The organism is Streptomyces sp. NPDC054047, assembly GCF_055585065.1.
The window spans coordinates 218,372-231,803 of sequence record NZ_JBVJKV010000009.1 but is presented as its reverse complement, the minus strand read 5'-3'; the positions used below and the strand labels follow the sequence as shown (position 1 = coordinate 231,803).

The following is a 13,432-nucleotide window of genomic DNA, read 5'->3' as shown; positions in this document are numbered from 1 at the left end:
CGACCCGACCGCCTCAACCAACTCGACGGACGCATACCCGGCAAGCTCAACCCACCTGACGGCCACCGACCCGACCGCCTCAACCAACTCGACGGACGCATACCCGGCAGGCTCAACCGGCTCGGCGGGCGCAGGGCTGGTGGAGGCAGCGGGCGAGCCGACCGTCGCCGCACCGGCCGTCGCCGACGCGGCCGAGGGCCCGGGCGGCAGACCGGCCACCGCACCTGCGCCGTCCGGGGCACGGCGCCCCGGCCTCCCCCGGCCCACCGAAGGCGAACTCGCCGCCGCCCAGGCCCTCCTGGGCACCGCCCGGCGCCCCCTCGTCTGGGCGGGCGGCGGCGCCACCCGTGCCGGAGCCGAGCTGGCCGAGCTGCTGCACGCCACCGGCGCCGGGCTGCTCAGCTCCAACTCCGGCCGGGGTTCCGTGCCCGAGGACCACCCGCAGGTCATCGGGAACTTCGCCACCACCCCGGCCGTCCGGTCGCTCCTGGCGGACGCCGACCTGCTCCTGACCATCGGCACGCACTTCCGGTCCAACGAGACCGCCGACTACGGTCTCGCGCTCCCCGAGGCGCACGTCCAGGTCGACATCGACGCCGAGGCACTCGGCCGCGTGTACCCGGCGCGGCACGCCCTGCACGGGCACGCGCCGGACGTGCTCGCCGCCCTGCTGCCGCACGCGCGCCGTGCCGACGAGAGCTGGACGCGGCGGGTCGCCGCCGTCCGCGAGGACGTCCGCGCCACCCTGCACGACAACATCGGCCCCCAGGCCGCGATCTGCGACGCCATCCGTGCCGCGCTGCCCCGTGAGGCGGTCGTCGCCCGCGACGTGACCATCCCGTCCAGCAGCTGGGGCAACCGGCTCCTGGAGATGTACGACCCCCGCGACAACGTCTTCCCGCGCGGCGGCGGCATCGGACAGGGCCTGGGCATGGGCATCGGCGCGGCGCTCGCGCGGCCCGACGCGCCCACCGTCGTCCTCGCGGGGGACGGCGGGCTCGCCGTCCACCTGGGGGAGCTCCTCACGCTCGCCCAGGAGCGGCCCCGGCTGACCCTGATCGTCTTCAACGACGGCGGGTACGGAGTGCTCCGCAACATGCAGGACCGCTACAGCGAGCGGCGCTCGGGCGTGGACCTCGCCACGCCCGACTTCGAACTCCTCGCCAGGGCCTGCGGGTTGGCCTACGCCAGGATCGCCGCCGAGGAGCACGCGCAGCCCGTGATCAGTCACGCCGTGGCCTCCGCCGGACCGACCCTCGTCGAGGTCGACCTGGCCCGCCTCGGGCCGATGAAGAACCCGTTCACCCCGCCCGTCAAGATCCCCGGCCAGTGAGGAGGACCCCACCATGAGCGAGAGCGAACTCACCCTGCTGGTGCGCCGCATGACCTGGGAGGCGGACGGAGTCCTCTCCGTCGAGCTCGCCCACCCGGACGGCAAGCCACTGCCCGCCTGGAAGCCCGGCGCGCACCTCGACCTCCACACGGGCGGGCACGTACGCCAGTACAGCCTCTGCGGCGACCCGCGGAACCTGTGCACGTATCGCATCGGCGTCCTCAACGAGGCCGCGTCGCGCGGCGGTTCACGGCACGTGCACACCAAGCTGCGCCCCGGACAGACGGTCACCGCGTCCGAGCCGCGCAACCACTTCGCACTGGAGGAAGCGCCCGGATATCTCTTCGTCGCGGGCGGCATCGGCGTCACCCCGCTCCTCGCCATGGCCCGCGAGGCCGCACGGCGCGGGGCGGACTGGCGGATGGTGTACGGCGGCCGTAACCGGGGTTCCATGGCGTTCACCGACGAACTAGCCGCTCTGGAAGGCGACTTGACCGTCGTGCCGCAGGACGAGCACGGGCACATCGACCTGGCCGCCGCGCTCGGCGGGCTGCCCGAGGGCACGCTCGTGTACTGCTGTGGCCCCGAGCCGCTGCTCGCCGCCGTGGAGGCGCTCTGTCCGGCGGACCGGCTGCGCGTGGAGCGGTTCGCCGCGCCCGTCGTGGAGCGGGCCGGGGACGACTCCGCGTTCGAGGTGGAGTGCCGCGCCTCGGGCCGCACGCTCTCCATCGGCCCCGACACGTCCATCCTTCAGGCCGCCGAGGCCGCGGGCCTGAGCGTCGACAGCTCCTGCCAGGAAGGCATCTGCGGCAGCTGCGAGACCCGCGTACTGGACGGCACGCCCGACCACCGCGACTTCCTGCTCAGCGAGGCCGAGCACGCCGCCAACACCTCGATGATGATCTGCGTCTCGCGCTGCGCGTCCGGCCGCCTCGTCCTCGATCTGTGATTCCTCGCCCCGTGATTCCCCGATCCGTGTTTCCCCACCGGAGGCAACAGTGACCACCACCTGGCCCTACCTGGACGTCCACCAGTCCCGGACGCACGAGCCGACCCCTTACGAGTACAAGCTCGCCGCCACCCTCGAAGACGTCTTCACCAAGGAGGGCCATGAACTCTCCGACGTCGTTCGCGGCTTGAACAGCCGTCAGGTCCACGCGCCCGACGGCGCCCCGTGGACCGAAGAGTCCTTCCGTGCCGAGATGAACCGACTGGGAGCGTGACCCCGATGACCACCCTTGCCGGCCCCACCGCTTCCGCCGACCACATCTACGCCACCGGCCTGCGCAACCAGTGGCACCCCGTCGTCCCCTCGGACTTCGTCGCCCCCGGCGCCATGCGCAAGGTCACCGCGCTGGGCGAGCAGTGGCTGCTCTTCCGCCGCTCGGACGGCGCCCTGTCGATGCTCGCCGACCGCTGCCCGCACCGCGGCGCGCCCCTCTCCCTGGGGAAACACCTCGGTGACCGGGTGGCCTGCTGGTACCACGGCGTGGAGGTCGAGACCGACGGCACCGTCTCCTCCGTACCGGGCCTGCCCGGCTGCAACCTGGAGGGCAAGAAACTCGTCACATCGCTGCCCGTCCAGGAGATCGGCGGCGCGATTCTCGCGTACTTCGGCGACGAGAAACACCCGGAACCGGCCGACCTCACCCTTCCCGAGCCGCTCACCGACCCCGACGTCGACGCGATCCTCTGCTACGCGGAGTGGAACGGCCCCTGGCGGTTCGCGGTGGAGAACCTCCTCGACCCGATGCACGGCGCGTTCCTGCACCACGAGTCGCACACGATGTACGACGGCGACACCACCGCCAAGTTCCGCATCAGGGAGACGGAGCGCGGCTACTTCTTCGAGAAGACCGACCAGCGGGGCGTCAACTTCGACTGGGTCGAGCTGTGCCGCACCGGCGTGGACTGGGTGGACCTGACCATTCCGTATCCGCCTTCGGCCGGCCCCGGCGGCCCGTTCGGGATCGTCGGCATGGTCTGCCCGGTGGACGAGAACCGCACCGGCGTCTTCTTCTGGCGCTACCGCCGCGTCCAGGGGTGGCAGCGCGACACCTGGCGCTTCCTCTACAAGACCCTCATCGAGGAGCGCCACTGGCAGGTCCTCGAGCAGGACAGGGTGATGCTGGAGGCGATGCCCGCCGACGCCGACCAGCGCGAGAACCTCTACCAGCACGACCTGGGCGTGGTCCGGCTGCGCCGGATGTACCGCGCGGAGGCGGAGGCCCAGGCCACCGGTGCGTGACCGGTCAGGCCTCCGGCTCGTGCGGTGCGTCGGAGTCGGTGATGGACCGCTCCAGCTTGGACATCAGACGGGCCAGCTGGCGGCATTCGGCCGGGGAGAGTCCGTCGAGCATCCGGCGTTCGTTGTCGAGATGCTCGACGAACACCTCGTCGATCTTGGCGAGGCCCGTCTCGGTGAGCCGTGAGTAGACGACGCGGCGGTCCTCCGCGTCGCGCTCGCGCACGATCAGGCCGTCCTTCTCCAGACGGTCGATGCGCAGCGTCACCCCGGCCGACGAGACGAGACCGGAGTCGGCGAGCTGGCCGGCCGTGAGCCGGTAGGGCGCCCCCGCCCTGCGCAGCGCGGTCAGCACGTCGAATCCGGCGACGGCGAGGCCGTGCCGCTCGATCGCGGTGGTGAGCCTGGTGTTGTAGCGCAGGAAGGTCCGGTGCAGCCGCGCGAGGACCTCAAGAGGCGCTGTGTCCAGCTCCGGCCGCTCTCTCGCCCAGTCCTCGATGATCGATGCGACCGCGTCGCGCTGGGCCCCCGCCGACTTCTTCCCGGCCATCTGCCGTAGCCTCCCTCTCGCCCGTACCGCGGTCAGTTCGGTCAGTAGGGGAAATCTTAGCCCTGAGAGAAGTACGTATTCGCCGGACCCACGTGCGCGACAGCCCAGGGACACGCCATAATCATCCGATACATCGGATGTCTTCTGTCTTGTGAGGCGAGGTCCCCATGGCTGTCACCGACGAAGCCATCGAAAAGATCAAGGGCATGATCGTCTCCGGTGCGCTGCGCCCCGGCGACCGGCTGCCCAAAGAGAGTGAACTCGCCGCCGACCTGGGCCTTTCACGCAACTCGCTGCGCGAGGCGGTGCGCGCCCTCTCACTGATCCGCATCCTCGACGTACGTCAGGGCGACGGTACGTACGTCACCAGCCTGGACCCGCAGCTGCTGCTCGAAGCCCTGAGCTTCGTCGTCGACTTCCACCGCGACGACACGGTCCTGGAGTTCCTGGCGGTGCGCCGCATCCTGGAGCCGGCCGCAACGGCGATGGCCAGCGCCCACATCACCGAGGCCGAACTCGACGTGCTGACCTCGCAGTTGGACGCCCTGGGAGCGGCGCCCTCGGTGGAGGAGCTGGTCGCCTGCGACCTGGAGTTCCACCGCGGCATCGTGCAGTCGTCCGGCAACTCGGTGCTCTGCTCGCTGCTCGACGGCCTCTCCGGGCCCACCACCCGGGCCCGCATCTGGCGCGGCCTCACCCAGGAGGACGCCGTCAGCCGCACCCTGCACGAGCACCGCGCGATCCTCACCGCGCTGCGCGACCGCGACGCCGAGGCGGCCAGGTCGTGGGCGACGGTGCACATCGCGAGCGTGGAGCAGTGGCTGCGCACGACGCTGTGAAGCACGGCCGCGGCGGGAGTGCGCGGGCCTCCGGCGGGGCAGTGATCCGGTCATCGCGGCCCGCGCAAGGGGGCTGCGGAGGGCACCGCTGGACGCCGTAAGGTTGGGGCGTACGTAAAGGACATCGGAAGGAGGCCTGGGTGATCGAGCTCGAGGGGGTACCCGAGCTGGTCGACCCGGTCATGGTGGCCGCGTTCGAGGGCTGGAACGACGCCGGCGACGCCGCCTCCACCGCGGTCGCGCATCTCGACAAGGAGTGGAAGGGCGAGGTTTTCGCGGCGCTGGACGCCGAGGACTACTACGACTTCCAGGTGAACCGCCCCACCGTCTTCCTGGAAGGCGGCGTCCGCAAGATCACCTGGCCGACGACCCGGCTCTCGGTGATCCGCGTGGGCGGCGACAAGCCTCGTGACCTCGTGCTGGTGCGCGGGATCGAGCCGTCGATGCGCTGGCGGTCGTTCTGCAACGAGATCCTGGGCTTCGCCCACGAGCTCGGCGTGGAGCTCGTGGTCATCCTGGGCGCGCTGCTCGGCGACACCCCGCACACCCGGCCCGTCCCGGTCAGCGGCGTCACCTCCGACGCGGACCTGGCCCGCACCATGGACCTGGAGGAGACGAAGTACGAGGGTCCGACGGGCATCGTCGGCATCCTCCAGGAGGCGTGCACGCACGCGGGCGTCCCCGCGGTGAGCCTGTGGGCGGCCGTGCCGCACTACGTCTCGCAGCCGCCGAACCCGAAGGCCACGCTGGCTCTCCTGAACCGCCTCGAAGACCTCATCGGCCTGCGGATCCCGCTGGGCGATCTCGCCGAGGACGCGCGCGCCTGGCAGGTGGGCGTGGACCAGCTCGCGGCCGAGGACAGCGAGGTCGCCGAGTACGTCCAGTCCCTCGAGGAGGCCCGGGACACGGCCGAGCTGCCGGAGGCGACCGGCGAGGCGATCGCCCGCGAGTTCGAGCGCTACCTGCGGCGGCGCGACGGCGGCGGTCCTCCGCAGCCCGGCGGCCATGCCACGGAGGGCGGCGATGCGGCCCCCTACCTGCGCGACAGCTCCGGCGACCGCACCAGGCCGCCGAAGCCGCAGCCGCGCGCGGAACCGGAACCCGGATCGGGATCGGGATCGGGATCGAGTCAGGGACCGGCATCCGAAGCGGACGAAGAGAGCACCGGCGAATCCGGACCCTCTGATTCCTCCGAGGACTGACCAGAGCGTCAAGTGAAGTGGGGCGGCATCCGCAAGGGTGCCGCCCCACTTCGTTCGGTGGGTGGCCGGCGCATGGCCGACGTGCGGCCGCCGTATGGCCGGATTGAGCCGTGACATCGCCTTCCGGACGAATTGCACGGGTTTCCCTGATCGCCTTGATTTCAAACCCAGTTGGGGCAAAGGGGGTGGACGGCCGCGCGCGGCGGTAGCAGGGTGTGCCCCGGAATGCGCGGCCACAGCGCACAGCACGGCTACCTGAAGGACCGAAGGGAGCGGTGAGCGATGACCGACCAGGCAGAGCCGGCAGGGGGCCCGGGAGCCAGCGGCCCGGGACCTGACGGAGCGGGATTCACCTACCGGGCGTCCGAGCAGGAGCTGATCGTCGTCGCACGGCCCGAGGCCCGGCTGCGGGCCCAGGCCGAGGGCGTGCGCTCGGCGGCGGGCTCCGACGTATCGGCCCTGAACATGTTCCTCACCGACGAACAGCTCGCCCTGGAGCCGCTGTTCGGCAACGAGGAGCGCCTGCACTCCGCGGGCCGGCAGCACATCGACGACGGCGAGGGCAACGACGTACCGGACCTGGCGCTGTTCTACCGCGTGCGCGGCGGCGAGAGCAGGGCGCAGGAGCTGCGCTCGCGGATGGCGGCGCTGCCGGGGATCGACACGGCGTACGTCAAGCCGGGCGCCGTACCGGCGTCGCTCGGCTCGACGGACCGGCCACAGCCTCCGCCCCAGCGCCGGCCGGGCCAGTTCGGCCAGTCGGGGGCGCCCGACATCGGCGAGTCCGGGCGCCGCAAGGAAGGCGCCCCCGTCACCCCCGACTTCACCGGCCGCCAGGGCTATCTGCGCCCGGCGCCCGAGGGCGTCGACGCCCAGTGGGCGTGGCAGCGGCTCGGCGGCTCGGGCGAGGGCGTCACGGTGATCGACATCGAGGGCGCCTGGCAGCTGGGCCACGAGGACCTGACCGGCAAGCTCGCCGGCGTGGTCATCGGCACCCCCATCCAGGACGTGGCCTGGCGCAACCACGGCACCGCGGTGATCGGCGTGATCGGCGGCGACCGCAACCAGATGGGCATCACCGGCATCGCGCCCGAGGCGATGACCGCGGCGGCCTCCTTCCAGCCCCTCGGCACCGCGGCCACCATCCACGCGGCGGCGGACCGGCTCGGCCCCGGCGACATCGTGCTGATCGAACTGCACCGGCCCGGACCGCGGTTCGACTTCGAGCCGCGCGACGACCAGCGGGGCTACATCGCCCTGGAGTGGTGGCCCGACGACTACGCGGCGATCCGGTACGCCTCCGCCAAGGGCGTCATCGTCGTCGCCGCGGCGGGCAACGGCGCGGAGTCCCTGGACGACGCGGTCTACGAGCGCAGGCCCGACGAGTTCCCCGCGTGGTGGCGCAACCCCTTCAACCCCTCCAACCGGCCATCGGGCGCCGTCCTGGTCGGCGCGGGCGCGCCGCCGCCCGGCACGCACGGCCGCGATCACGGCCCGGACCGCTCGCGCCTGGCGTTCTCCAACTACGGCGCCCGCGTGGACGCGCAGGGCTGGGGCCGCGAGACCACCACGACCGGCGGCTCCTGGAACCAGCCCGGTGATCTGCAGGGCGGCGCCGACGAGATCGCCTGGTACACCGACACGTTCTCCGGCACCTCGTCCGCCTCACCGGTGGTCGTCGGCGCCCTGGCCTGTCTGCAGGGCATGCTGAAGGCCGCCGGACAGCAGCTGATGACGCCGGCCCGGGCGCGTACGATGCTGCGCTCGACGGGCTCGCCGCAGCAGGACGCACCGGGGCGCCCGGCCTCGCAGCGGATCGGCAACCGCCCCGACATCAAGTCGGCGGTCACGAACCTGCTGCCGTCGGCGGTGGGCTCGGGCCGCGCCGAACGCTACTGGGACGAGCTGCTCCCCTATCCCCCCGAGCTCCCGCCACGCCTGAGGCTGTTCGTCGCCGGGGAGTGGCGCAACCTGAACGACCCGTCGCCCGACATCCGCCAGGCGGTGCACGCCGCCTTCGCGGGCGGGCATCCCGACGTACGCGTCTGGTTCTCGGACGACGAGGTCGTCGGCCTGGTCGTCACGGGCTGAGGCATCACAACACCAACGGAAGGTGGCACCCGCATGAGCACCACCCCGTACATGAGTCCCATGCAGCAGCAGGGCCAGCAGCAAGGGCAGCAACAGGGCCAGCAGCAGGGTCCGAGCACGGCCCCTCCGCAGCAGTTCGGCCAGCAGCAGCACCAGCAGCCGTTCGGCCAGCAACAGCAGCAGCCGTTCGGGCAGCAGCAGCACTTCGGGCAGCGCCAGCAGGGCATGCAGAGCATGCAGGGGCAGTCGGGCATGCAGGGGCAGCCGGGCACGCAAGGGCAGCCGGGCATGCAGGGGCAGCAGGGTGGCCCGGGTCAGCAGTCCATGCAGCAGCTCCCGCCGCACCTGCGCCAGGAGCTCCAGCAGCTCGGCCAGCAGCAGCCGTTCCAGCAGCTCCTTCAGGAGTTCGGCCAGGAGCAGGTCCCGCAGGCCCAGGCGCCCCAGATCTCCACACAGGCGATCGCCTCGAACATCGCGACGACGTTCTGGGACGTCGTCCAGCCGCTGCCCGGCCAGGCGTCGGTGCTCTATCTGCACGTGGACGACGCCTGGCGGGCGTTCATCAACCCCAACCCGCAGACCCACGACCTGGTCCAGGAGGCCTTCGCCTTCGGCCAGCGGGTGTACGGCTACTACGACACCAACAACCCCGCCTACCTCCTGGCCGTCGTGGTCACGAAGTGACGGTCACCGCGTGAGGTGAACAGAGACGGCGCCGCCGGGCGGAGTCCTTCCCGCCCGGCGGCGCTCCCTGCCGGAGACCGGACCGCGCGCCTACGCGCAGCTGAATCTCGCCGCTGCCCAGTCGCCGTGGTCCCCGCTCTTGGAGCCGTTGGTGTCGGTCACCTTCAGCTCCACGTGCCGCGCCCCGCTCACGTCGACGTCCACCGGCACGGTCGCCGACGCGCCCGTCACCCGGGGCGAGGTCCACAGCACCTTCCCGTCGGCCTCGACCGAGAAGGCCACCTCTCCGTAGCCGTTGATCTCGTCGTCGATGCCCACGTCGGCGGTGAGCTTCGAGCACCGGCCTCCCGTGTAGACCTCGATCGCGGAGTCGGCGTGGGTGCCGATCCCCTTCTCGTACGTCTTTCCCGCGAGGGTCAGCGGGTGGCCGTCGGCGGCGCCCGACTCACCGTTGCTGCGGTCGCGTTCGGCGGGACCGTAGCCGTTCGTCGACTTGAGCCACACCATGTCGCCGGCCCAGGTGTCGGCCGTCGGCGCCGGAGGCATGACGGCGACCGCGATCCGCTGGGTGGCCGTGCGGTCCTGGCCCGCCGCGTGGTGGCGGGCCCTGACGGTCAGCGGCTGCTCGCCCGGGGTGGCGTCCTTGGGCGGGGTGACGGCGACCTCGACGCGGCGCGTGGTGCCCGCCTTCACGCGGTCGGCGTGGGCGGTGCCCGCGCTCCAGCCGTCCGGCACGTCCAGGGTGACGTCGACGCCGGTGGCGTCCCGCGTCCCCGCCGTGACGTCGACGGCGACCTTGCCCGCCGCTCCCGCGCCGAGTTCCTGTCCCGCGGGGGCGCTCAGCGCGGCGCCCGCGCCGGGCACGGCGCCGCCGACCGCGCTGGTGTCGTCGAGTTCGAGCTCGAAGGCACGGTCCGTGCGGAGCGCGGCCGTCTTCACCTTGACGACACCGCCCCGGTCGTCCCGGTCGTAGAACCAGCCCTGGGCCGCCTTCTCGTACGCGTCCTTCGAGGTGAGCTGCGGCAGCCTGTCGCCGCTCAGCTCCACGCGGCTCGGCGCGTCACCGGTGTGCAGCGTGAACGCGTACGGCCGCTCGGCCTGCTTGCCGCTGAACTCCCCCTTGCTCGCGCCGATCCGCACCCGCACGTCGCCCGCGCCGGAGCGGGGCGCTTCGACGTCGGCGCGCTGGGTGGCGTACTTGCCGGCGCGGTGCTGCCTGCTCTCGCCGTCGTCCTCGTACAGCTCGAAGGAGGACCTGCCCCGCGGGTAGATGTCCCAGGCGAGCGGGGAGTCGGCCGTGCGGTCCTTGTACGACCTGATGCCGCCGGGCCACATCGGCACGGTGGCGCCGCCCTTGACGAAGAGCGGCAGGGTGTCGAGGGGCGCGCTGTAGCCGTCGACGGTCGTCGGGCCCTGGTACGTGCGGCCGCTCCAGTAGTCGGTCCACGTCCCCTTGGGCAGATAGATGCCGTCCCGCACGGTCGTGTCCTTGTAGACGGGCGCGACGAGGAAGTCCTCGCCCGTCAGGAACTCGTACTTGGCGGCGTCGGTGGCGGCCTTCGGGTCGTCGGGGTATTCGAGGGCCAGCGGGCGCACGGCGCCGACGCCCGTCTTCGTCGCCTCGTGGCCGTGCGAGTAGAGGTAGGGCAGCAGCGACTCGTGCAGCTTCAGGTACTTGCGGTTGACGGAGGTGTAGGGCTCGCCGTGGCGGAAGGGCTGCTTGTCGGTGGCGGCCCAGCCGTCCATCGTCATCGTGACCGGCAGGAACGACTTCCACTGCAGATCACGTACGTACGTCTTGGCGCTGCCGCCGAAGATGCCGTCCACGTCACCGGTCGTGTAGGCGAGGCCGGACATGGTCGCGCCCGCGTACGTGGGGATCTGCCAGCGGATGTACTCCCAGCTGCCGCTCTGGTCGCCCGACCACTGCACCCCGCAGCGCTGGGCGCCCGACCAGCTCTCGGGGGCCCAGGTGAAGCCGCGGGCGTCGCTGTTGTCCTCGATGCCCTTGTAGGCGTCCTTGCAGCCGTCGAGCGCCTTCTTGTAGCCGTCGCCGACCCAGGCGACGTCCAGCTTGGCCACGCGCTGGCCCGCCTTGACCTGCTCGGCGATCTTGTCGAGGCCGTCCTCGGTCCACAGGCCCATCTGCATGTCGCGGTCCTGGAGGCCCTTGGCGGTCTCGGCGAGGTCTTCGTAGCCGCAGCCGTAGCCGTCGTTGACGAGCATCCAGCCGTTGGGCATGTCGTGCTTCAGATACTCGTCGGCGACCTTCAGGGAGTCCAGGGTGTGCCGCTCGCCCTGGTTGGCGTTGTGGAGGTAGCAGTCCGCGTCGCCGATCTCCAACCCGTAGAGGGGCGGCAGAAAGGGCTTGCCGGTGAGCTTCGTGTACTGGCCTATGACGTCCTTGGCGGCGTCGCCGCCGCGGCCCGCGAAGTAGTAGGCGTCGAAGCGCTGTTCCTTGGCGGTGGCCGTCACCGGCTCGGCGAAGTCATAGGTGTTGGGCGCGTACGTGTTCCGGAAGACTCCGTAGCCCTCGGAAGACAGGTAGAACGGGACGGAGTTGGGGTGTCCGCCGTCGTCCCAGTTGTAGTCGACGCTCACCTCGACCTTCTTGCCGCGGTGCGAGGTGTTGCCGCGCCCGTTCTGCATTCCGGCGCCGTAGTACTGCTCGTCGGCGCCGCGGGCCAGGCTCTGGGTGGTGGCGTCCTTCGTCCAGCTCAGGCCCTTGGACTCGGCCCAGATCTGGGTTCCGTCGGAGCGGTAGAGGGCGAAGCGCAGCGGCGACTTGTAGGCGCGCAGGGTCACCTGGGAGGTGCTCAGTTCGTAGCGGTCGCCCTTGTCGGCCCAGGTCGTCCGGGGCGGAGAACCCTGGGGCAGGACGATGTCCTTGCCGGTGGGGTCGGTGAACTCGCCGTCGGGGGCGAGTTCGAGCCGGAACGTCTCCTTCGAGACGAAACTGACGCGGGCCTCGGCCTCGCCCGCGGTGAGGCGGTAGACGGAGCCGTCGGCGGCGAAGCCGGTGACGTCCCCGACCGTGGTCGCGGTCTCGTCGGCGGCCTGCGCCGCGCCGCCACCGGGACCGGCGAACACGGCGAGGAGCCCGAGCAGGGCGGCGGCGACGGCCGCCCGTCTGAAGCGGGTGGGTGATCTCATGGCCGGAGGTCTAGCGCCTCAACGGGCTCCGGGGCCATGGACTTTGATGGGCCGCTCCTGGATTTCCGGAGCGGCCCATTCGGTGGACGGTGACTACAGCGCCACGCCGAGCAGCGCGTCGACGGCACGGGACACGACGCCGGGGGCGCCCTCTTCCGTGCCTCCCTCGGCGTCCTGGCGGGCGGCCCAGCGGTCCACGGCGGCGAGCGCCGCCGGAGCGTCCAGGTCGTTCGCGAGGGCGTCGCGCATTTCCTCGACGAGGGCGTCGGCACAGGGTCCGTCGGGACGCGAGACGGCGGCACGCCACCGGCCGAGGCGCTCCACGGCCTCGGTCAGGACGGCGTCCGTCCACTCCCAGTCCGCGCGGTAGTGGTGCGCGAGCAGCGCGAGGCGGATGGCGGCCGGGTCGGTCCCGTCCCGCCGCAGCTTCGACACGAAGACGAGGTTGCCCTTGGACTTGGACATCTTCGCGCCGTCCAGGGCGACCATGCCGGCGTGCACGTACGCCTTGGCGAAGGGGTGCTCGCCGGTGAGCGCCTGGGCGTGCGAGGCGCCCATCTCGTGGTGCGGGAAGGCGAGGTCGGAGCCGCCGCCCTGCACGTCGAAGCCCATCCCCAGGTGGTCGAGGGCGATGGCGACACACTCGATGTGCCAGCCGGGGCGCCCTTGGCCGAGCGAGGCACCGTCCCAGCTCGGCTCGCCCTCGCGGGCCGCCATCCAGAGCATCGGGTCGAGCGGGTCCTTCTTGCCCGGCCGGTCCGGGTCGCCGCCGCGCTCGGCGGAGAGCAGCTTCATCGCGGCGGCGTCGAGCCCGGACACCTCACCGAAGTGGGGGTCGGACTCCACGGAGAAGTAGACGTCGCCCTCCAGCTCGTAGGCGGCGCCCATGTCCCGGAGCCGTTCGACGAGCGGCACGATGCCGGGTATCGCCTCGACGGCTCCGATGTAGTGCTGCGGCGGGAGCAGTCGCAGGGCGGTCATGTCCTCGCGGAACAGGGCGGTCTCGCCCTCGGCGAGCTCGACCCAGTCCTTTCCGTCGCGGATGGCGCGTTCCAGGAGCGGGTCGTCCACGTCGGTCACGTTCTGGACGTAATGAACCTGCCGCTTGTTGTCGAGCCACACGCGCTGCACGAGGTCGAACGCGTTGTAGGTCGCCGCGTGACCCATGTGGGTGGCGTCGTACGGAGTGATGCCGCAGACGTAGATACGGGCGACGGGACCGGGGTCAAGGGTGACAAGACCGCCGGTCGCGGTGTCGTGGATCCGGAGGTCGCGGCCCTTGCCAGGCAGGGCGGGGACCTCAGAAGCGGGCCAGGCATGCATGCCCTGAGCCTA

11 protein-coding genes are annotated in these 13,432 nt (G+C 71.6%); 8 read left to right on the top strand and 3 right to left on the bottom strand.

The window, feature by feature from the left end:
- From ACZ6ZP_RS29720 to ACZ6ZP_RS29705, 4 genes are all read left to right on the top strand, one after another.
- On the top strand, positions 1-1,333 hold a 1,333-nt coding region (locus ACZ6ZP_RS29720; protein ID WP_469409016.1), incomplete at its 5' end, for a thiamine pyrophosphate-dependent enzyme.
- A 13-nt stretch (positions 1,334-1,346) separates the two neighbouring features.
- On the top strand, positions 1,347-2,282 hold the full coding sequence (locus ACZ6ZP_RS29715) for a PDR/VanB family oxidoreductase (RefSeq protein ID WP_469409015.1): 936 nt from the start codon (positions 1,347-1,349) through the stop codon (positions 2,280-2,282).
- A gap of 49 nt (positions 2,283-2,331) precedes the next feature.
- Positions 2,332-2,556: a recombinase-like helix-turn-helix domain-containing protein gene (locus ACZ6ZP_RS29710; protein ID WP_469409014.1), complete on the top strand. Its 225-nt coding sequence runs from the start codon at positions 2,332-2,334 to the stop codon at positions 2,554-2,556.
- Positions 2,557-2,561: 5 nt separating this feature from the next.
- Complete coding sequence (locus ACZ6ZP_RS29705; RefSeq protein ID WP_469409012.1) at positions 2,562-3,581, top strand: Rieske 2Fe-2S domain-containing protein; 1,020 nt, start codon at positions 2,562-2,564, stop codon at positions 3,579-3,581.
- A gap of 4 nt (positions 3,582-3,585) precedes the next feature.
- Here the strand turns inward: ACZ6ZP_RS29705 and ACZ6ZP_RS29700 are convergent, their stop codons facing one another.
- The gene (locus ACZ6ZP_RS29700) at positions 3,586-4,128 is read right to left on the bottom strand and encodes a MarR family winged helix-turn-helix transcriptional regulator (protein ID WP_351165036.1); all 543 of its coding nucleotides are present in this window, start codon (positions 4,126-4,128) and stop codon (positions 3,586-3,588) included.
- Positions 4,129-4,295: 167 nt separating this feature from the next.
- Between ACZ6ZP_RS29700 and ACZ6ZP_RS29695 the strand changes: the two genes are divergently transcribed.
- The 4 genes from ACZ6ZP_RS29695 to ACZ6ZP_RS29680 all read left to right on the top strand — a co-directional run bounded on the left by ACZ6ZP_RS29695 (position 4,296) and on the right by ACZ6ZP_RS29680 (position 8,944).
- The gene (locus ACZ6ZP_RS29695; RefSeq protein WP_351165037.1) at positions 4,296-4,967 is read left to right on the top strand and encodes a FadR/GntR family transcriptional regulator; all 672 of its coding nucleotides are present in this window, start codon (positions 4,296-4,298) and stop codon (positions 4,965-4,967) included.
- 140 nt (positions 4,968-5,107) lie between these two features.
- Positions 5,108-6,169 (top strand): PAC2 family protein, encoded by a 1,062-nt coding sequence (locus ACZ6ZP_RS29690; RefSeq protein ID WP_351165038.1) that lies wholly within the window; start codon positions 5,108-5,110, stop codon positions 6,167-6,169.
- A 282-nt stretch (positions 6,170-6,451) separates the two neighbouring features.
- A complete protein-coding gene (locus ACZ6ZP_RS29685; RefSeq protein WP_351165039.1) occupies positions 6,452-8,260 on the top strand; it encodes a S8 family peptidase in 1,809 nt (602 codons plus the stop codon).
- Positions 8,261-8,293: 33 nt separating this feature from the next.
- Positions 8,294-8,944, top strand: a complete 651-nt coding sequence (locus tag ACZ6ZP_RS29680; protein ID WP_351165040.1) for a hypothetical protein — start codon at positions 8,294-8,296, stop codon at positions 8,942-8,944.
- 90 nt (positions 8,945-9,034) lie between these two features.
- Here ACZ6ZP_RS29680 and ACZ6ZP_RS29675 read toward each other — a convergent pair whose 3' ends face one another.
- Together ACZ6ZP_RS29675 and mshC are read right to left on the bottom strand one after the other, a co-directional pair.
- Positions 9,035-12,097, bottom strand: coding sequence for an NPCBM/NEW2 domain-containing protein (locus ACZ6ZP_RS29675; protein ID WP_469409010.1), 3,063 nt, complete (start codon positions 12,095-12,097; stop codon positions 9,035-9,037).
- Between the two features lie 93 nt (positions 12,098-12,190).
- The gene (gene mshC, locus ACZ6ZP_RS29670) at positions 12,191-13,420 is read right to left on the bottom strand and encodes a cysteine--1-D-myo-inosityl 2-amino-2-deoxy-alpha-D-glucopyranoside ligase (protein WP_351165042.1); all 1,230 of its coding nucleotides are present in this window, start codon (positions 13,418-13,420) and stop codon (positions 12,191-12,193) included.
- Between the last annotated feature and the right edge of the window lie 12 nt (positions 13,421-13,432).